General features: G+C 62.5%; 19 protein-coding genes (1 of these 19 running past the window's edge). 10 read left to right on the forward strand and 9 right to left on the reverse strand.

What is annotated here, in order from left to right; translation table 11 throughout:
- Window positions 1–34: 34 nt before the first annotated feature.
- Window positions 35–613, reverse strand: coding sequence for a TetR family transcriptional regulator (locus XH90_RS30910; RefSeq protein ID WP_246755630.1), 579 nt, complete (start codon window positions 611–613; stop codon window positions 35–37).
- Between the two features lie 232 nt (window positions 614–845).
- On the opposite strand from XH90_RS30910, the gene XH90_RS30915 reads away from it, so the two are divergent.
- Both XH90_RS30915 and XH90_RS30920 read left to right on the forward strand, forming a co-directional pair.
- Window positions 846–2,018 carry an acetyl-CoA C-acetyltransferase gene (locus tag XH90_RS30915; protein ID WP_194478026.1) on the forward strand — a complete coding sequence of 391 codons (1,173 nt, stop codon included), beginning with the start codon at window positions 846–848 and terminating at the stop codon, window positions 2,016–2,018.
- A 100-nt stretch (window positions 2,019–2,118) separates the two neighbouring features.
- The gene (locus XH90_RS30920) at window positions 2,119–3,663 is read left to right on the forward strand and encodes an acyl-CoA synthetase (RefSeq protein ID WP_194478027.1); all 1,545 of its coding nucleotides are present in this window, start codon (window positions 2,119–2,121) and stop codon (window positions 3,661–3,663) included.
- Between the two features lie 4 nt (window positions 3,664–3,667).
- On the opposite strand, the gene XH90_RS30925 is transcribed toward XH90_RS30920, so the two are convergent.
- A complete protein-coding gene (locus tag XH90_RS30925; protein WP_194478028.1) occupies window positions 3,668–4,210 on the reverse strand; it encodes a methylated-DNA--[protein]-cysteine S-methyltransferase in 543 nt (180 codons plus the stop codon).
- A 137-nt stretch (window positions 4,211–4,347) separates the two neighbouring features.
- Between XH90_RS30925 and XH90_RS30930 the strand changes: the two genes are divergently transcribed.
- The 6 genes from XH90_RS30930 to XH90_RS30955 all read left to right on the forward strand — a co-directional run bounded on the left by XH90_RS30930 (window position 4,348) and on the right by XH90_RS30955 (window position 9,784).
- Window positions 4,348–5,166 (forward strand): alpha/beta fold hydrolase, encoded by an 819-nt coding sequence (locus XH90_RS30930; protein WP_194478029.1) that lies wholly within the window; start codon window positions 4,348–4,350, stop codon window positions 5,164–5,166.
- Window positions 5,167–5,168: 2 nt separating this feature from the next.
- Entirely contained in the window at window positions 5,169–5,981 is an 813-nt protein-coding gene (locus XH90_RS30935) for an alpha/beta fold hydrolase (protein WP_194478030.1), read from the forward strand.
- Between the two features lie 159 nt (window positions 5,982–6,140).
- Window positions 6,141–6,818, forward strand: a complete 678-nt coding sequence (locus tag XH90_RS30940; RefSeq protein WP_194478031.1) for a GntR family transcriptional regulator — start codon at window positions 6,141–6,143, stop codon at window positions 6,816–6,818.
- Between the two features lie 55 nt (window positions 6,819–6,873).
- Window positions 6,874–7,674, forward strand: a complete 801-nt coding sequence (locus XH90_RS30945; protein ID WP_194478032.1) for a phytanoyl-CoA dioxygenase family protein — start codon at window positions 6,874–6,876, stop codon at window positions 7,672–7,674.
- A 92-nt stretch (window positions 7,675–7,766) separates the two neighbouring features.
- Window positions 7,767–9,080 (forward strand): NAD(P)H-dependent oxidoreductase, encoded by a 1,314-nt coding sequence (locus XH90_RS30950; RefSeq protein WP_194478033.1) that lies wholly within the window; start codon window positions 7,767–7,769, stop codon window positions 9,078–9,080.
- Window positions 9,081–9,433: 353 nt separating this feature from the next.
- On the forward strand, window positions 9,434–9,784 hold the full coding sequence (locus XH90_RS30955; RefSeq protein WP_194478034.1) for a hypothetical protein: 351 nt from the start codon (window positions 9,434–9,436) through the stop codon (window positions 9,782–9,784).
- 74 nt (window positions 9,785–9,858) lie between these two features.
- On the opposite strand, the gene XH90_RS30960 is transcribed toward XH90_RS30955, so the two are convergent.
- From XH90_RS30960 to XH90_RS39170, 4 genes are all read right to left on the reverse strand, one after another.
- A complete protein-coding gene (locus XH90_RS30960; protein ID WP_194478035.1) occupies window positions 9,859–10,302 on the reverse strand; it encodes a CBS domain-containing protein in 444 nt (147 codons plus the stop codon).
- A gap of 590 nt (window positions 10,303–10,892) precedes the next feature.
- Complete coding sequence (locus tag XH90_RS39890; RefSeq protein ID WP_194478036.1) at window positions 10,893–11,105, reverse strand: DUF2061 domain-containing protein; 213 nt, start codon at window positions 11,103–11,105, stop codon at window positions 10,893–10,895.
- Between the two features lie 201 nt (window positions 11,106–11,306).
- Window positions 11,307–11,621, reverse strand: coding sequence for a hypothetical protein (locus XH90_RS30970; RefSeq protein ID WP_194478037.1), 315 nt, complete (start codon window positions 11,619–11,621; stop codon window positions 11,307–11,309).
- Window positions 11,622–11,858: 237 nt separating this feature from the next.
- Window positions 11,859–12,617 (reverse strand): hypothetical protein, encoded by a 759-nt coding sequence (locus tag XH90_RS39170; RefSeq protein ID WP_246755631.1) that lies wholly within the window; start codon window positions 12,615–12,617, stop codon window positions 11,859–11,861.
- Window positions 12,618–12,991: 374 nt separating this feature from the next.
- Here XH90_RS39170 and XH90_RS30980 point away from each other — a divergent pair, with 374 nt between their 5' ends.
- Entirely contained in the window at window positions 12,992–13,348 is a 357-nt protein-coding gene (locus XH90_RS30980; RefSeq protein WP_246755632.1) for a hypothetical protein, read from the forward strand.
- 17 nt (window positions 13,349–13,365) lie between these two features.
- Complete coding sequence (locus XH90_RS30985) at window positions 13,366–13,653, forward strand: hypothetical protein (protein ID WP_194478038.1); 288 nt, start codon at window positions 13,366–13,368, stop codon at window positions 13,651–13,653.
- Window positions 13,654–13,837: 184 nt separating this feature from the next.
- On the opposite strand, the gene XH90_RS30990 is transcribed toward XH90_RS30985, so the two are convergent.
- The 3 genes from XH90_RS30990 to XH90_RS31000 all read right to left on the reverse strand — a co-directional run.
- Complete coding sequence (locus XH90_RS30990) at window positions 13,838–14,665, reverse strand: hypothetical protein (protein WP_194478039.1); 828 nt, start codon at window positions 14,663–14,665, stop codon at window positions 13,838–13,840.
- Window positions 14,662–16,233 carry a bifunctional diguanylate cyclase/phosphodiesterase gene (locus XH90_RS30995; RefSeq protein WP_194478040.1) on the reverse strand — a complete coding sequence of 524 codons (1,572 nt, stop codon included), beginning with the start codon at window positions 16,231–16,233 and terminating at the stop codon, window positions 14,662–14,664. The genes XH90_RS30990 and XH90_RS30995 overlap by 4 nt, the downstream gene beginning before the upstream one ends.
- A 256-nt stretch (window positions 16,234–16,489) precedes the next feature.
- Window positions 16,490–17,079 carry the final stretch of a sulfatase-like hydrolase/transferase gene (locus XH90_RS31000; protein ID WP_194478041.1) on the reverse strand. It continues 1,111 nt past the right edge of the window, so only the last 590 of its 1,701 coding nucleotides appear in the window; its start codon lies beyond the right edge, outside the window — the gene reads right to left on this strand; its stop codon occupies window positions 16,490–16,492.

The raw sequence follows: 17,079 nt of genomic DNA on the forward strand, positions 1-17,079 counted from the left end.
TTGCAAGTCTTCAACTTCACAAGTGATGGCCGGATTATCCGGCCGCGGCAGCTTCCTCGGCTTGCGTGAGGATGCCGCCGCAGATCAGCGTTTCCATGTGCTTGATGTATTGCCGGCAGACGTCATCGGTGACCGGACCGACGCCGGTCGCGCGAGACATCGCGTGCCGGCCGAAGAACAGGTGATCGCAGGCGCCGATCAGGCTGGTGTAGAACAGCACAGGATCGGTTTGGCGGAACTCGCCGCGGCTGACGCCTTCGGCGAGCAGGCGGCGATGAAAGTCGAGCAGCGGCGCGACGAAAAACTTTGAAACTTCGTCTGCAGAACCGGCGACACTCTCATGCAGAAGATAGTGGATCAGACGGTTCATATAGGGGAACCGGTGATAGGCGCGGATGATGCCGGCGATATGCAGCTTCAGCTTCGCCGTCGACGTGATCTGCTGCGCCAGGAGATATTCGAGATTGGACATTTCCGTAGCGGCATCCCGCGCAAGCAGCGCCAGCAGCAGGCCGTCCTTGTTGCCGAAATGATATTTGACCAGCGCGGCGTTGGCGCCCGACTTCTGCGCGATGTCGGAGAGCGATATCTCGATCGACGAGCGTTCGATCATCAACTCGCTCGCGGCCACGAGCAATTTCTCTGCCGTGGAATTCTTTCCGCTGGGGAGCCTGCTCGGTACGCTGGTAGTCACGGAAATCCCTTGTTCTCGCCGCTTGAAGCGGGCCGCAGATAAGCCCAAGCAGCGCCTCCCCACAAGAGTTAATTGATCGATTGACTAAACGATATCCCGCCCCTTAAAACCCCGACAACCCAATTCCAGAACAATCATGGGAGAGACCGAAATGGCCGAGGCTTATATCGTCGCCGCTGCGCGGACCGCGGGCGGGCGCAAGGGGGGCCGCCTCGCCGGCTGGCATCCGGCCGATCTCGCCGCGAAGGTGCTGGACGAGCTGGTCGATCGCACCGAGGTCGATCCCGCGCTGGTCGAGGACGTGATCATGGGCTGCGTGATGCAGGTCGGTGAGCAGTCCAACAACGTCGCGCGCAACGCGATCATGGCATCGAAGCTGCCCGAGAGCGTGCCGGGCACCTCGATCGACCGCCAGTGCGGCTCCTCGCAGCAGGCGCTGCACTTCGCGGCACAGGCCGTGATGTCCGGCACCATGGACGTGGTGATCGCGGCCGGCGTGGAATCGATGACGCGCGTGCCGATGGGCCTGTCTTCGCAGCTCGCCGCCAAGAACGGCTTCGGCCATTACAAGAGCCCGGGCATCGAGGCGAGATATCCCAACATCGTGTTCAGCCAGTTCACCGGCGCGGAGATGATGGCGGAGAAGTACGGCCTGTCGAAGGACGATCTCGACGAATACTCCTACAACAGCCATCAGCGCGCCATCGCGGCGACCCAGGCCGGTCACTTCAAGAAGGAGATCGTGCCGCTCGAGATCGTCAGGGCCGACGGCAGCAAGGACACCCATCACATCGACGAAGGTATCCGCTTCGATGCCACGCTCGAAGGCATCAAGGGCGTCAAGCTGATCGCCGAGAACGGCAAGCTCACCGCGGCCAGCGCCAGCCAGATCTGCGACGGCGCCTCCGGCGTGATGGTCGTCAACGAGCGCGGCCTCAAGCAACTCGGCGTCAAGCCGTTTGCGCGCATCCATCACATGACCATGACCGGCGGCGATCCCGTCATCATGCTCGACGCGCCGCTGCACGCCACCAAGAAGGCGCTTGAGAAGGCCGGCATGAAGGTCGACGACATCGACCTGTTCGAGGTCAACGAGGCCTTCGCCTCGGTGCCAACCGGATGGCTCAAGACCACCGGTGCGGACCCGGCCCGCCTGAACGTCAACGGCGGCGCGATCGCGCTCGGCCATCCGCTCGGCGGCTCCGGCACCAAGCTGATGACGACGCTGGTCCACGCGCTGCATCAGCGCGGCAAGCGCTATGGCCTGCAGACCATGTGTGAAGGCGGCGGCATGGCCAACGTGACGATCGTCGAACGACTGTAAGAAAAAAAGCGAAGAACACATGGCGAGTGGTGAGTGCTGATGGGAGCGGCTTCCGCCCCTGTCGCCATTCACCGCTCGCCTCTTTTTTTGAGGAAACGCCATGACCCATCCGTCCATCCACGCCAAGAGCACGCCCGACAAGATCGCTTACCAGATGGCCGGGACCGGCAAGGCCATCACCTATCGCGAACTCGACGAGCTCTCGAACCAGGGCGCGCAGCTGTTCCGCTCGCTCGGGCTGAAGGCCGGAGACCACATCGCACTGCTGATGGAAAACCGGCTCGCGTTCATGGAGATCTGCTGGGCGGCGCAACGCAGCGGGCTCTATTACACCGCGATCAGCCGCTATCTGAAGCAGGACGAGATCGACTACATCATCGGCGATTGCGGCGCCAAGGTCTTGGTCACGACGCCAAAATGCGCCGACCAGGTCAAGGACCTGGTCAAGGGCAAGCCCGGCGAGCCGCTCTTCTACATGGTCGACGATCCGCTCCCCGGCTTCCGTTCCTACGACAAGGAAGCGGCCGCACAGCCGACCGCGCCGATCGCGGACGAGGTCGCGGGCTACGACATGCTGTATTCGTCGGGCACGACCGGTCGGCCGAAGGGCATCAAGAAAGCGTTCGAGGGAAACAAGATCGACGTGCCGAACGCGTTCCTGCGCGTGCTCTGCGCCGACATGTGCGGCATGAATGCCGAGAGCACGTATCTGTCGCCGGCGCCGCTCTATCACGCAGCTCCATTGCGCTTCAACATGATGGCGGTGGTGCTCGGTGGCACCTCCGTCATCATGGAGCATTTTGACGCCGAGGAATTCTTGAAGCTCGTCGAGAAATACAGGGTCACGCAATCGCAGCTCGTGCCGACCATGTTCGTGCGCATGCTGAAGCTGCCTGACGAGGTCCGCGCGAAATACAACGTCTCGACGCTGAAAGGCGCGATCCACGCCGCGGCGCCCTGCCCGGTCGACGTCAAGGCGAAGATGATCGAATGGTGGGGACCGATCCTGATCGAGTACTACGCAGGCTCGGAAGGCAACGGCGTCACCGTCTGCAATTCGCAGCAATGGCTGGAGCATCGCGGCAGCGTCGGCCGCGCCGTGGTCGGCAAGATCAAGATCCTGGACGAAAACGACGAGGAACAGCCGGTGGGCGAGATCGGCACGGTCTATTTCGCCGACGCGCCTGTTTTCACCTATCACAACGACCCCGAAAAAACGAAGAAGGCCTACAACGCCAAGGGCTGGTCGACGCTCGGCGATGTCGGCTATCTCGACAAGGACGGGTTTCTGTTCCTCACCGACCGCAAGTCCTACATGATCATCTCGGGCGGCGTGAACATCTACCCGCAGGAAACAGAGGACGTGCTCATCACTCACCCCGAGATCGCCGACGTCGCGGTGTTCGGCGTGCCGAACGAGGAGATGGGTGAAGAGGTCAAGGCGGTCGTGCAGCCGCACGACATGAAGCGCGCCGGCAAAGCGCTCGAGGCCGATTTGATCGCCTATTGCAGGACCCGCCTCTCGGCGATCAAGTGCCCGCGCTCGATCGATTTCGAGGCGGAGCTGCCGCGCACACCGACGGGGAAGCTGGTGAAGCGGCATCTGCGAGACAAGTACTGGCCGAAGACGGCGGCGAAGATATAGGGTCTCAATCGAACAGGCTGGGCGTGTGGTTCACCAGCGCGCCTTCGATCTCGAGCATCTTCAGTTTCGTCACCACGCCGCCATTCGCCGAGAAGCCGCCGGGCTTGTTGCCGGCGGCGAGCACGCGGTGGCAGGGCACGACGATCGGGCACGGATTGCGGCCGAGCGCCTGGCCGACGTCGCGCGAGAGCTGTACGCCGCCAAGCTGCTTGGCGATGTCGCCATAGGTGATGGTCTTCCCCGGCGGAATGGCACGGGCGATCTCGTAGACGCCGCGGTTGAACTCGGGCACGCCGTCGAGGTCGAGCGAGATATCGGTGAGGTCATCCGGCTTGCCCGCGAGCAGTTTCGTCATGCGGTCGATCGCCTGCTGTACCTCTGGCGTCGGCTCGGCCTCGGTGGCATCTGCGTGGCGCTGGCTGATGCGGGTGCGGATCTTCGCTTCGCCGCCCATCGGGAGCTGCGTGCCGTTGATGCCGCGCGGACCCCAGGCGATGGCGCAGAGGCCGATCCTGGTATCGAACAGGGCAAAATGCTGGTCGGTCATGGCTTGGTTCCTGGACTAGCGTCTTCGCATGCCCCCGTTGTGATCTCGGTACAAATCTAGGCTTGGAAATAGTTGCGATCCACCCGGTTTCCGGGAATCTTGCACAGGAGTTCCGCACACCTTTCCACGAGCCCTGAATGCAAAGCCTCCACGTCCTTGGATACGACATGCCCTATCTCGACGTGGGCGAGGACAGAGGCCGGCCGCCGCTGGTCTGCGTGCATGGTTCGCTCAACGACTTCCGCGTCTGGGGCTGCGTGCTCGGGCCGCTGACGCAACGGCACCGGATGATCGTCGTCAGCTTGCGGCACTTCTTCCCTGCACGATGGGACGGCGTCGGCAATACCTATTCGATCGCCCAGCATGTCAGCGACGTCATCGCCTTCATCGAGAAGCTCGACCTGGGTCCGGTCGACCTGATGGGCCATTCCCGCGGCGGGCACATCTGCTTCCGCGTGGCGCAGCAGCGGCCCGATCTGCTGCGGCGGCTGGTGCTGGCGGAGCCGGGCGGCGAACTGGATGCGAGCCTCGACCCTGACTATTCCGGCGGCCCCTCGCCGCTGCTGGCGCGGTTCACAGCCTCGGCCGGCAAGATTGCAGCCGGCGATGTCGATGGCGGCCTCGCGGTCTTCGTCGACACCCTGGAGGGCGCCGGCACCTGGCCGCGGCTGCCGTCGATCGTGAAGCAGAACCTGCGCGACAACGCCTATACGCTGATCGGCCAGGTCCGCGACAATCGTCCGCCATTCTCGAAAGCGGATGCGGAATCCATCAAGATGCCGACGCTGTTCATCCTGGGCGCGCGGACCAAGGGCCTGCTGCCGAAGGTGCTGCATGCGCTCGCCGCGCATGTGCCCTATTCCAAGACGGCGACCATCCCGAATGCGACGCATCCGATGTTCGAGCAGGCGCCGCAAAAATACTCCGAAGTGGTCCTGGACTTTCTGGCGAGCTGATCATGCAGAGCTTTCGCGTCAACGGTTACGACATGGCCTATCTCGAACTCGGCGAGGGCCATCCGCTGGTCTGCGTGCACGGCACGCTCGGTGATTTCCGCACCTGGTATTCGGTGCTCGGCCCGCTGTCGAAGAGCCATCGCGTCATCACGGTCAGCCTGCGGCACTTCTTTCCTGAGCACTGGGATGCCGCCGGCGACGACTACAAGATGGCGCAGCATGTCGCCGACACGATCGCCTTCATCGAGCAGGTCAGGCCCGGCCCCGTCGACCTGATGGGGCATTCGCGCGGCGGGCACATCGCGTTTCGCGTCGCGCAGGCGCGCCCTGACCTGCTGCGAAAGCTCGTGCTGGCCGAGCCGGGCGGCGACCTCGACGCCAGTCTGCCGCTGCCCGAAGGCACGCCCGCGCATCCGCCGCTGGCGGCGAAGACGATACGCTCGGTCGAGATGATCCGCGCCGGCGACATCGAGGGCGCGTTGCAGAACTTCTACGAAGGCATCGAAGGCGACGGCTCCTGGCGGCGCGTACCGGCAGCCGCCAAGCAGCAGCTGCGCGACAACACGCTCACCTTCCTCGGCCAGATCAACGAGCAGCGCCGGCCCTACACGCTTGCAGACGCGCAGACGATCAGGACGCCAACGCTGCTGATCGGCGGCGGCGCCACCACCGGCAGCCTGTCGGTGCTGTGGCGCGTGCTGGCCGAGCACATCGCGGGCGCGCAGACGGCGGTGATTCCGAACGCCGGGCACTGGATGTTCGAACAGGCGCCGCTCGAGTTCGGCGAGGTCGTAAGCAGGTTCCTGGCGGAGTAGAGGCCGGTACGCCTCACAACGCGAAAACAACCCCATGCACAGTAGACGGCCTCAATAGAATCAAGAGCTTATCTCGCCAAAAGCGAGGATATTGACGGCTTCCCCTTACCGGTCTATTTTCGAATACGGAATTCCGTATTCCTATTCGGAGCCACCGGCGTGATTCCTCTCGACCCGCTGCCGAACCTGATCGACCAGGTCTATGCCCGGATCCTGGAGGCGATCTCCGATCGCACGCTGCAGCCGGGCCAGCGCATCCGGCAGAACGAGCTTGCCGACAAGCTTGGCGTGTCGCGCCAGCCGGTGTCGCATGCGCTACATCTGTTGCATCGTCAGGGCCTCGTCGCCGAGAGCGGCAAGCGCGGCTTTGAAGTCACCCAGCTCGATCCCGCGCGCATTCGCCAGCTCTATGAAGTGCGCGGCGCCATCGACGCGCTCGCAGCGCGGCTTGCAGCTGGGCGTGCGGCAACCGACGCGGCGGGACGCGCGCGGCTGGAGACGGCGCTCGCCGCCGGACGTCGCATCGATCGCAAGACTGTGCTCACCGAGCTGATCGCGCTCGACGTCGAGTTTCACCGCGCCATCTACCAGCTCGCCGGCAATCCCGTGATCGAGGAAACGATCACGCCGCAATGGCCGCATATGCGCCGCTCGATGGCGACCGTGCTGTCCGAGCTCGATTATCGCGGCAGCGCCTGGGCGGAGCACGCCGACATCGCAAAGCACATTCTTGCAGGCGACGCCGACGCCGCCGAACGCGCGGCGCTGGCGCATGCGCAGACGGCGGGACGGATGACCGAGGAGAGATTGAGGGCGACGGACGAGGTGGCGGCGTAGCCAAGGGCGCGCCAGCCACGACGAGAAAAACAAAACAAGCCAAGGAGGACGACCCATGAAACTGTCTCAGGAGCAATTGGAGTTCTTCCATCGCGAGGGCTGGCTGTTCCTCCCGGAGTTGTTTACCCAAGAAGAGGTCGATTTCCTCGCGCGCGAGGCGGTCGGCATTTACGATGCCAACCGGCCGGAGGTCTGGCGCGAGAAGAGCGGCGCGCCGCGCACGGCCTTTGCCGCGCATCTCTATAACGAGGCCTTCGGCGTGCTCGGCGCACATCCGCGCATGATCGAGCCGGTCGAACAGGTCTTCGGCGAGCCTGTGTACATGCACCAGTTCAAGATCAACGCGAAATCGGCCTTCACCGGCGACGTCTGGCAGTGGCACCAGGATTACGGCACCTGGAAGCGCGACGACGGCATGCCGGAGCCGCGCGCGATGAACATCGCGATCTTCCTCGACGAGGTGATGCCGATCAACGGCCCCCTCATGCTGGTGCCGCGCAGCCAGAATGCCGGCGATCTCCAGGCTTCGCACGACCTCTCGACGACGTCCTATCCACTGTGGACGCTGGACGAGGACACCGTGACGCGTCTCGTCAAGCAGGGCGGCATCGTCGCACCGACCGGCAAGCCTGGCGGCATGCTGATGTTCCACGGCAATCTCGTGCACGGCTCGGCCGGCAACATAACGCCCTATCCGCGCAAGATCGTGTACCTGACGCTGAACGCGGTCTCGAACTACATCCGCACCCCGACAAGGCCCGAATACATCGCCCATCGCGATTTTACGCCGATCAAGACGGTGGACGATGATGCGCTGGTGCGGCTTGCGCGGGCACCGCGGCAGGCTGCGGAGTAAAATCGCCGCCACGGGCGAGAGCCACCTCTCCCATTGGGAGAGGTGGACCGAGCGCAAGCCGCACTGGAAACGCTTGATATCGAGATTTCCCCATGAACCTCTTCCGCATCCTCCAGGCCCGGGCATCCGCCGGAATGCCTGTCCGCGTCGCACTGATCGGCGCCGGCAAATTCGGCTCGATGTTTCTGGCGCAGGTGCCGCATACGCCGGGGCTCGAGGTGCCGATCATCGTCGACATCGACCGCGATCGCGCGCGCGAGGCCTGCCGCACCGTCGGCTGGAGCGCCGAGCGGATTGCGGCCACCGTCTTCACCGATGACGGCGCGCGCGCCATCGCCGGCGGCGCGATGGATGTCGTGGTGGAGGCGACCGGCAATCCCGCCGTCGGCATCCGCCACGCGCGCGCGGCGATCTCGGCCGGCAAGCATGTCGTGATGGTCAATGTCGAAGCCGACGTGCTGGCAGGCCCCCTGCTCGCCGAGGAGGCACGCAAGGCGGGCGTGGTCTACTCGCTCGCCTATGGCGACCAGCCGGCACTGACGGCGGAGATGGTCGACTGGGCGCGCGCCACCGGTTTTCGCGTCATCGCCGCCGGCAAAGGCACGAAATATCTGCCTGCTTATCACGATGTGACGCCCGACGGCGTCTGGCAGCATTATGGCCTGACGGCCGGCGAAGCGCAGTCGGCCGGCATGAATCCGCAGATGTTCAACTCCTTCCTCGACGGCACCAAATCGGCGATCGAGATGGCTGCGATTGCGAATGCCTGCGGGCTCGACGTGCCCGCGGAGGGACTTCTGTTTCCGCCCTGCGGGGTCGACGACCTGCCGCACATCATGCGGCCGCGATCGCGCGGCGGCGTGCTGGAGCGGCCGGGTGTGGTGGAAGTGGTCTCCTCACTGGAGCGCGATGGCCGGCCGGTGTTTCGCGATTTGCGCTGGGGCGTCTATGTCGTGCTGGAGGCGCCGAATGATTATGCGGCGGATTGCTTCAAGCAGTACGGCCTCAAGACCGACGCCAGCGGACGGTTTGCCGCGATGTACAAGCCCTATCATCTGATCGGACTCGAGCTGAACATTTCGGTGCTGTCGGCCGCACTGCGCGGCGAGCCGACCGGGCAACCTTTCGGCTTCCGCGGCGACGTCGCCTCCGTGGCCAAGCGAGACTTGCGCGCCGGGGAGATGCTGGACGGCGAAGGCGGCTATACGGTGTGGGGCAAGCTGGTGCCGGCGGCTGCGAGCCTGAAGGCAGGCGCCCTGCCGATCGGTCTCGCGCATCGCCTGAAGCTGAAGCACGACGTCCCCCATGGCGAGATCGTGCGCTGGAGCGACGTCGAATTCGACGCCAACGACGAGACGGTCAAGACCAGGAAGGCGATGGAGGCGGCGTTCACGAAGCAAGGTTAGAGCGTGCGTGCATCCACACGGCGTCGACAGCCGCGGGCCGGCGGCGGATCGTGCCTGCGTCACCCAATTGAACAGAGCTTCCGCAACGCTTCGGTATCGTGCGACCTGCCGTGGACCGTCAAGCCCGGCGATGCCGTTTGCTGGCCGACTTGATCGGGGACGTTTGATCCTGATCAAGGTGCCCTGAGGGGCCGGTGACAGATTTCTCCCGCAAAGCAAGATCTGTTGGATCGAGCCAATTTCGATCTCCTCGCCTGCATTCCGATTGAAGACACGGCGCGCGCCGGCATCGGCGTCGTCCGGGCCAGCAAGAATTGAAACGAGCAGTAGCGGACATTTCCAGGAGCGAGTTCATGAGCAGCAAGCGTTTGTCTCTCGTTGTCGGCCTGGCAGCGGCGATGACGGCCTCGGGCGCCTCGGCGCAGTCGATCAACCTCACCGGCGTGTACAAGTGCATTCAGATGTGCCGAGGGGGCCTGGCGGCCTATGTCACCCAGAACGGGACTGAACTGAATCTGTTGACCGAAGCCGGCGTGCCATCTCGGGCCTGGCCCGATTGGTATTCGCCGGCCAACCGGATTTGGGTCGATGCGTTCAATCAGAGCGCCGTCTACTCGCCGGACGGAATGCTGATCCAGTTCGACAACGGCACGATTTGGCAGCGGGACTTGCCTCCGCCTCCGCCTGTCCCCCGCCGGCGTTGACGCGCCGGCTTTCGGTCGAGTGGCTGCGAACGCGGTCAGGTCGGCTGAGGGGCGAGGGCACCGCGGTTCGTCTGTCAGCCTCCGGGTCCGTCCTTCATGATGTAGCCCATCAGGTCGTCCACGTTGTGCTCCAGGTCCCGGATGATGTTCTTGACGACGTCTCCGATCGAGATCACGCCCACCACCTTGCCCGCGTCCAGCACGGGCAGATGGCGAAAACTGCGCTGAGCCATCATTGCCATGCAGCCATCCAGCCGATCGTCCGGCTTGACCGTGACCGGGTTGCCAGTCATCGCCTGGCCCACCGGCGTCTGCTTCGCATCGAGCCCGGGCAGCAGCACTTTGATGGCGCAGTCACCCTGGGTCACGATACCGACAAGCACGTCGTCGTCGATGACCAGCACCGACCGGACCCGGTTGTCGCGCATCTTGCGCAAGGCTTCCACGACCATGTCGTCGGAACGAACATGGATCAGGGCGCCACGCTTCTGGGCCAGAGCGCTTTTGACTGTGCTCATCGGTTTCCTCTCGCGGGCCCCGTCCGGCCTGCCTTGATGGTCTGCATCGAGGATAGTCGAAATATCTTGTCTCGTCAGCACCGCGCCGATGTCGCCGGCGAGACCTGCCACCGATCCCGACAGCGGGGTTTCGCCTCGCACTGGCAGGGGCGCAAGGGCTGCTATCGGTCACAAGCTGCCCTCGGTCAGCGCTATATGTCAGAGCCGATTGATCCGCAGGGCTGGAAGGTTTGGAGCGAGCGTCCGCGCAAGCATCCTTCATGCTTTTGGGCATAAGCAAGTACGCCCATGAAAATCAAAGCCATGACGACAAATCCGGCTATGACATTCTGCACCATGGCTGCCACTCCACGTGGTTAGCGCGCTACGAATTAAGCGACCGCGCGGCCAAAGATAAACCCAGTCCTGAATTAAGAGCAAGACAGGTTGGCTCCGGCTGGAGCAAACTTCCGCTTCGGGTCATAGGTCGGTCGGTTGCTTTCGGTCTACCCCACTGAGCCGACAACTGATGACGCCGCCCGAACTTCGCATTCGGGCCATGAGCGGGCATTTGAGCCAAGATGGGCGGCGTCCGTCGTTCGCGTGCCGCTCTAGCGCTCTTCAATTCCCCACCGGATTGTGGCCCACAATCTTTCGTGCACGAGATAGGCGAGCGACGTGTAGATGTTGCTAATGATCATGAAGCCAACGGCAGCATGTACCGCTCCAGTCAGTACGTAGATCGTCAGAAAATCCAAAGTCATAACTACAACGCGGTAGGTTATTGCTTTCGCCAAAGAGCGACGGGGACTTACGTTGCGCATGCACCCTCTCCCCTTTCATCGCGAAAGTCAGTGGCGTTTTTCTCGGAGGGAATGCTAGTTGAACACCTGCACGGGCACCAGCATCGCCGGCTGCGTTGGGTCACGAGCCGTATTGCTTGCGGTGACCAAATCAAGTCGGCTCTGCGTCCGACAAAATAGCAAGACCTTCTACATTTATCCCGATGGTGCAGAAGCAAACCTTCAGCCCTGCCCACCCGTCGGCGGGTCTATATCTTTGCTGTGAGATGCGTACGACCCCTTCGGGCTCTTATCCATGGCGTGAATGGCCACGGTGTCGCTGCCGTCGTGCCCGGGCTTCGCTGCGCACTCAGAGGTTTTAGCCGCAGAGACCGTGAAATGACTCGCCGAGTTAGCATCCCAATGAGCTACCGGGGTTAACATCTGGCGCTCTGAAGCGGTTTGCGCTTCCGAGAGATGAGCCTCGGACAGATAAAGGTGAGTCTTCGGCAGCAGAAGAATAATTCCAAGAGCCATGAGCTTTAATGGCAATCGCATGCTGGCCTCCACTCCTTGATGACCGATAGCAGGAGATGAAGCGTCAAAAAATTCAGGTCAGTATCTTAAGGGGATGTACGCAGGAGGTGGCCCATGCGTCCCGCGCCGAGGTCGCCTATCGGTCAAAGGCAGCCCTTGGCGTCACCACTCGGCTTTCCGCTCAGCCCTTGGAAGCGGACGCTGCGGGGCCAAGAGCGGAAGTCAGCCACGGGCCATAAGCGGGCCTCAGTCGCGAACTTAGAATTTGGCTGCCATCCATCCGGCAACAAGCACGCCTGCCGCTATGCATAAAGCAATCAGGCCGCGTTGAGCCCATCGAACGTTGTCCGCACGCGCTCTGCCGTCAATTTCAAGCTGTTCTGCTTCGGCTTCGGCCTTGAATTGAGCCTTCCAATCCCTCCACTCCTGCATGCCTTCGACGAGAAACTTTTTTCCTTCAGGCGTCCAGCGCCCAAGACGTGCAGTGACGCGATCCATCAAGCCAAACTCCGCAAGTGCGAGCACTGCCCATTCACCAGCTGATTGCGCGAGGGTGTCTACACCATCGTCATAACGAACAGGGCCTTGCTCATATCGATCGAGGCAGTGATCAACCATTTCGACAAGGGCACCTAGCAACACCCGTTCTGGCACGGCGCTCGATAGCAACTTTCCCAGAAGGTCTTCATCAAAGTAGACGGGAAACTGCTCGTTCATACCGTCGATTGCGTCCAGAAGGCACTTCTTTCGATCAATCGAGGTCGTTGAACGCTTTGAGTTGCTCTGCAACGATAGTGGGTTAGGGGTAGTATCAGGGCGTACGGGCTCGATGGGCTGGACGACGTCTTTGAGCGCGTATCGCAAGGTTTCAAGAGTCGAATGAACGCCGCGATGAACGATCCAGACGTCCTCCATCCCTTCGGCCGCCATCTGTTCGCCCCGCGCAAGAGCATCCTGCGGTGTAACAGCCCAATAAACGTGCTCTCCGGACCTAACGATGTATCTATTCTTCGGCATGACAGGGTTCCATGCTTTGCGCTAACACGCTCTCGTTGGTAGGGATTTAAGAACTCGCCTCAACATCGATCAAGTCCGCTTCGGGTCAAACGCGACCATTGGCAGGCAAAGCGAGCTGGCCTACTTAGGGCCAGAAGCTGACTTAATGATCTGCAAACCCTAATCGTCAGACAGCTGCCAGCTAAAGGGTCCTCGTGCTACTTTGGCGGGTATGTCGCCTTTCAGCATTCGTTCCACCATTATGCTCGTCCTCGTCGTCGGGGGCACATCCAGCATCTACGTGTTCCTCGGCCTCAACCTGATTGTGGCACTGATAGTGTTGGGCCTAACCGGCCTTCTGTACGTTCCGTTCGCTAAGCGCTACGGGTGGGGCAATGAAGGGCGTCTCACGAGGCATCTCAGTCGTCCGTCGTTCGAAGACGAACGACGCAAATCCTATTGATTGTGCTGGAATGAACTGGCTTATTGCTCTTGCATTCTTCGGCTTTTGTTGGTGGCGCGCAGCAAAAGCACGCGAACGAGCCGCTGAACTCGCAGTAACGGGAATTGGGCTCTCACCCTTGTTTTGGGTATCGAACGCGCTGGCTGCTGTCCTGTTGGGCCTCGTGTTGTACATTGCCCACATACACAATCAGTCGCCCGTTCCTGCTTTCCTCTGGCTCGCCGCCCTCGCGATCCTTGTGGCTTTGCTTTTCCTGCGCCGCGCGTTGAAATGGCGCTACCCTGTTTAGGCTTGCCGGTATTTACCATGGGCATGTTCTATACTGATGTACAGATCAGGGAAGCGATTGCGGCCTTGGAAAGCTACTCTCCCGGTATTTGGGAGATTATGAAGAAGATGGCTTTGGTCGCTGAGCCTGACACTGACGAACATGTGGCAGAACAATCTGCCATCGTGCTCGCACTTGCTCGGGTGTTGCCCAATGTATCCTTCGTCAAGCAGGCCCCAGACCCCCTTGAAGCCTCGAACTTGCTGCTGATCGACCTTCGCAAAGCCATTCGGGCCGAAATTGACGACACCAAGATCGGCTCTTAGAAAACAGCCGAACGGCCGCTTTGGGTCACAAGCGGCCGTCGAAGCGAGCACGGTCCCACGTCTGCTCTACCGGCAATAACCGACATCACGACGGGATTAATCGCGGTTCGGCTGAGGGGACTGCGACAGGCGCTTTGGGTTCATTCGCGCAAGCCTGCAGGACCGGCAAGCCTGGCGGTCGAGGTTATGCTCTCTCGCCGCTCCATGGCGAGGGGCGCGCCGGCGCGGCGGCGGCGCCGACCAGCGGGCGACGGTTCCAGTCCATGACGGAGTCGCTGTGAACCTGCTTGACGACCCACAGGAAATAGATGGAGGCGGGAATGCCGATCAGGTCGAAGAACAGCATCAGACCGTTGCCTGGCGTCGTGGCATCGATGAAATGCATTTGCGCGCAGGTAAAGAACACACCGGTCAGTGCCGCGCCCGACAGCGACCAGCCGCCGCTCGTGAGATAGCTGCGGACCTGACGATCGGCCAGATAGCAGCCAACCATGCCATAGGTGATCACGACGAACATGTTGGCGAGGAAGGCAACGGAGCCGCCGATTCCGGTCCCCGTGGTCCCGTCCGCCGGAACAGACGACGTGCAGAGAAACTGGAACGGGAATTCGGCTCCCGGTTGAGCGAAGGTCCAGGCCGCCAATACGCCTGCGACGAGCGTAAAGGTCACGGCCAGCAACATCACCTTGTGCGGCGAGGCCGCGACCCAGCGATCGCCCTGCCGGCCCAACACCGTCTCGAAGCGCAGCAGGACAAATATCAGTCCGGCGGGCAACCCGATCAGGGTTGCGGCGAACATCGGATAGGAAATGCTCTCGCCCTGGAGAACGCCCCAGCCGTGGACCAGATGATGCGGGCCGCAGCTTGCAGCCATCAGCGAGAAGCCGATGCCAAAGCGCGACCAGCCGCGATACCGGTGCAGATTGATCGTTTCCCACGCCGACAGTGTACCAAGGCCCGCATAAGCGATCCCGATCATCAGGCTGCCGATGCCGATCACAAGGGACATCATGGCGAGCCGGGGGCCTTGGTCCCCATGGGTGCGCCGATGTGGTCCAGGAATTCGTCGATGAAGTAGCGATGGCCACGCCGGATCTGCGCTTCGGTGTGAGGCGTGCTATGCGGCGCCCCCGGCGAACGGGCTTCCCAGAGTGCGCCGGTCAGGAGCGGCGGGATCCGTTCGGCCGCGACAGGCCGCGAAAAGAAATAGCCCTGGGCGGCTTCGCAACCCATGCGGAGAAGAAGCGCGGCCTGCTCCGGTTGCTCGACGCCTTCGGCGATGGTGTGCTTGCCCATGGCATAGGCCAGACTGAGAATCGACGAAACGATGGCCGTATCGCCCGTTTCACTGCCCAAACCGTCGACGAAGCTGCGGTCGATCTTCAAGACTTCGGCCGGCATGTCGCGCAGCCGGGACAAGGAGGAATGCCCGGTGCCGAAATCGTCGATCGCGACATAGATTCCGAGCTGCCTGATCTGGTCGAGCAATTGAACGATCTCGGCAGGCGCCCGCATCATCGCGCTTTCCGTGACCTCCAGGCACAGCGCCCTCGGATCGATCCCGGTGTCCGCAAGGACCTGGCGGAGCTCGGTGAAAAAAGCCGGGTCCGAGAGCTGGCGGGGCGACACGTTCACGGTCATGGCGAGCGGCCGCCCCGGCGCAAGTCTGGTCCAGTCGGCAAGCTGCCGGCAGGATTGTTCCAGGACCAATCGCCCGATGCCGTTGATGAGCCCGCAGTCTTCGGCGACCCCAATGAAGTCGCCGGGCGGAACGACGCCGAACTTCGGATGTTTCCAGCGAACCAGCGCCTCCACGCCGACGACGCGCCCGTCCTTCAGGCGAACCTGCGGCTGATACTCCACGAAGAGTTGCTGCTCGCGCAACGCCACCCGCAGATCCGACTCGATCCGCATGCGCTTCTCGGCTCGCTCGTACAGCTCGTCGCTGAACAGCTCCAGCCGTGCACGGCCGCGGTCCTTTGCGGCGTAGAGTGCCGTGTCGGCCTCGCGCAGCAATTGGGCGGCGGATTTCATACCGGGCGTGCACAAGGCGACCCCGATGCTTGCCGACACCACGACCTCCTTGCCGGAGACGAAGATCGGCTCGGCCAGTGCGGTCAGGATGCGCTTGCCCAGAGCCAATTCCGAGCCGTCGGCCGCGTGCGGATGCAGGATCACCATTTCGTCGCCGCCGAACCGGCTCGCGGTGTCACCCCGTTCGATGCAGCCACTGATACGCCGCGCCATTTCAGACAGCACCTCGTCGCCGCTGCCGTGGCCAAGCGAGTCGTTCACCAGCTTGAAATTGTCGAGATCGACGAACAGAACCGCGATTTGGCGGCCCTCGGCAGCGTCATGCGCGAGCACTTCGGCCAGCCGTTCGAGCAGCAGTCTGCGGGTGGGAAGCCCGGTCAACGGATCGTGCGCCGCGGTATGCATCAACTGCGCGACAACGCCGCGCAGGCGCTCGACCTCGGAACCCGCACGGTCAATCAGGACCGTGTTACCTTCCGCTCCGGGATGCGCCTCCACGGGCGCGACGCCCCGGCGCACCGACGTATTTCGCTGCAGTCCAGACATGAGTCCCGCCCCGCATGCAACCAGCAGTATTGCAAGCTAGACAGCGGGATGTTTGCGAAAGGTTGCTGAAAAGCCGTTCTCGGCGTGCGCGAAGAACCTTCCACCAAGATGGTTAGCCATGGGTAACGCGCCACTGACGCCACCGCCGAAGAGGGTATAAGCCCTCGACGAGCGCGATGTTCGCGCTTGCCTCGAATGCTGACATGCAGGCGGGTTTGGATCGAGAGCAGTCCGCGTCGGCGCAGAGCGCACCGTGTTACCGCGCTTGCCTGGCGTTCGGCATCAGGTCTATCAGGCCCATATCCACGAGCGTGCGATGGAATCGACGTTTCCGCTCGGAGACCGACGCGAAGTAGGCCTCTCCACAATCATCCAGCAGGCTCGCGCGCGTGGCAAATACCGGATCGAGCGCGATGCCCGCCCGCTGCAAGGCAACGGTTCCCAGAAAGGCGATATCGAGATCGGCGCCCCGTCCGGGGCTGAGGTGCGGGATATTCAAGGCTTCGATCGCATAGAACGTACCAAACGGGCGCCGCCCGTCTCCCGGGCCTTTCAGCTGTCGATCAATCTGTTTCGTCAACACCGGTTGATGGTCGCCGTAATGCACGATGAGAACAGGTCGTCCGGGGCAGCAGCTTGCGAGCCTTGCCCTGAGGTTTTGCCAGGCAGACGCGGTCTCCGCCAGTCGCGCGTAGTACTCGGCGTATCCGGCATCGGGGAAGCTGGCCATGGCGAAGGCGCGCTCGCTCTCGAACTGACCTGATGGCACCAGCTGCCTGTTGTGCGGACCGTGATTGAAGTTGGTCAGCGCGTAGAGAAATCTCGGTGTCGGGTCGTCGGCAATTC

The sequence above is a fragment of the Bradyrhizobium sp. CCBAU 53338 genome (assembly GCF_015291665.1).
In the GTDB taxonomy this organism is placed as follows: Bacteria; Pseudomonadota; Alphaproteobacteria; order Rhizobiales; family Xanthobacteraceae; genus Bradyrhizobium.

Bases quoted from the DNA above. Each gene is read 5' to 3' on its own strand.
- XH90_RS39170 (WP_246755631.1), bottom strand. From the start codon at position 12,617: ATGCCGAAGAATAGATACATCGTTAGGTCCGGAGAGCACGTTTATTGG.
- XH90_RS30935 (WP_194478030.1), top strand. From the start codon at position 5,169: ATGCAGAGCTTTCGCGTCAACGGTTACGACATGGCCTATCTCGAACTC.
- XH90_RS30930 (WP_194478029.1), top strand. From the start codon at position 4,348: ATGCAAAGCCTCCACGTCCTTGGATACGACATGCCCTATCTCGACGTG.
- XH90_RS30955 (WP_194478034.1), top strand. From the start codon at position 9,434: ATGAGCAGCAAGCGTTTGTCTCTCGTTGTCGGCCTGGCAGCGGCGATG.
- XH90_RS30925 (WP_194478028.1), bottom strand. From the start codon at position 4,210: ATGACCGACCAGCATTTTGCCCTGTTCGATACCAGGATCGGCCTCTGC.
- XH90_RS39890 (WP_194478036.1), bottom strand. From the start codon at position 11,105: ATGCGCAACGTAAGTCCCCGTCGCTCTTTGGCGAAAGCAATAACCTAC.
- XH90_RS30990 (WP_194478039.1), bottom strand. From the start codon at position 14,665: ATGATGTCCCTTGTGATCGGCATCGGCAGCCTGATGATCGGGATCGCT.
- XH90_RS30970 (WP_194478037.1), bottom strand. From the start codon at position 11,621: ATGCGATTGCCATTAAAGCTCATGGCTCTTGGAATTATTCTTCTGCTG.
- XH90_RS30945 (WP_194478032.1), top strand. From the start codon at position 6,874: ATGAAACTGTCTCAGGAGCAATTGGAGTTCTTCCATCGCGAGGGCTGG.
- XH90_RS30910 (WP_246755630.1), bottom strand. From the start codon at position 613: ATGATCGAACGCTCGTCGATCGAGATATCGCTCTCCGACATCGCGCAG.
- XH90_RS30920 (WP_194478027.1), top strand. From the start codon at position 2,119: ATGACCCATCCGTCCATCCACGCCAAGAGCACGCCCGACAAGATCGCT.
- XH90_RS30950 (WP_194478033.1), top strand. From the start codon at position 7,767: ATGAACCTCTTCCGCATCCTCCAGGCCCGGGCATCCGCCGGAATGCCT.
- XH90_RS30960 (WP_194478035.1), bottom strand. From the start codon at position 10,302: ATGAGCACAGTCAAAAGCGCTCTGGCCCAGAAGCGTGGCGCCCTGATC.
- XH90_RS30980 (WP_246755632.1), top strand. From the start codon at position 12,992: ATGAAGGGCGTCTCACGAGGCATCTCAGTCGTCCGTCGTTCGAAGACG.
- XH90_RS30995 (WP_194478040.1), bottom strand. From the start codon at position 16,233: ATGTCTGGACTGCAGCGAAATACGTCGGTGCGCCGGGGCGTCGCGCCC.
- XH90_RS30915 (WP_194478026.1), top strand. From the start codon at position 846: ATGGCCGAGGCTTATATCGTCGCCGCTGCGCGGACCGCGGGCGGGCGC.
- XH90_RS30985 (WP_194478038.1), top strand. From the start codon at position 13,366: ATGGGCATGTTCTATACTGATGTACAGATCAGGGAAGCGATTGCGGCC.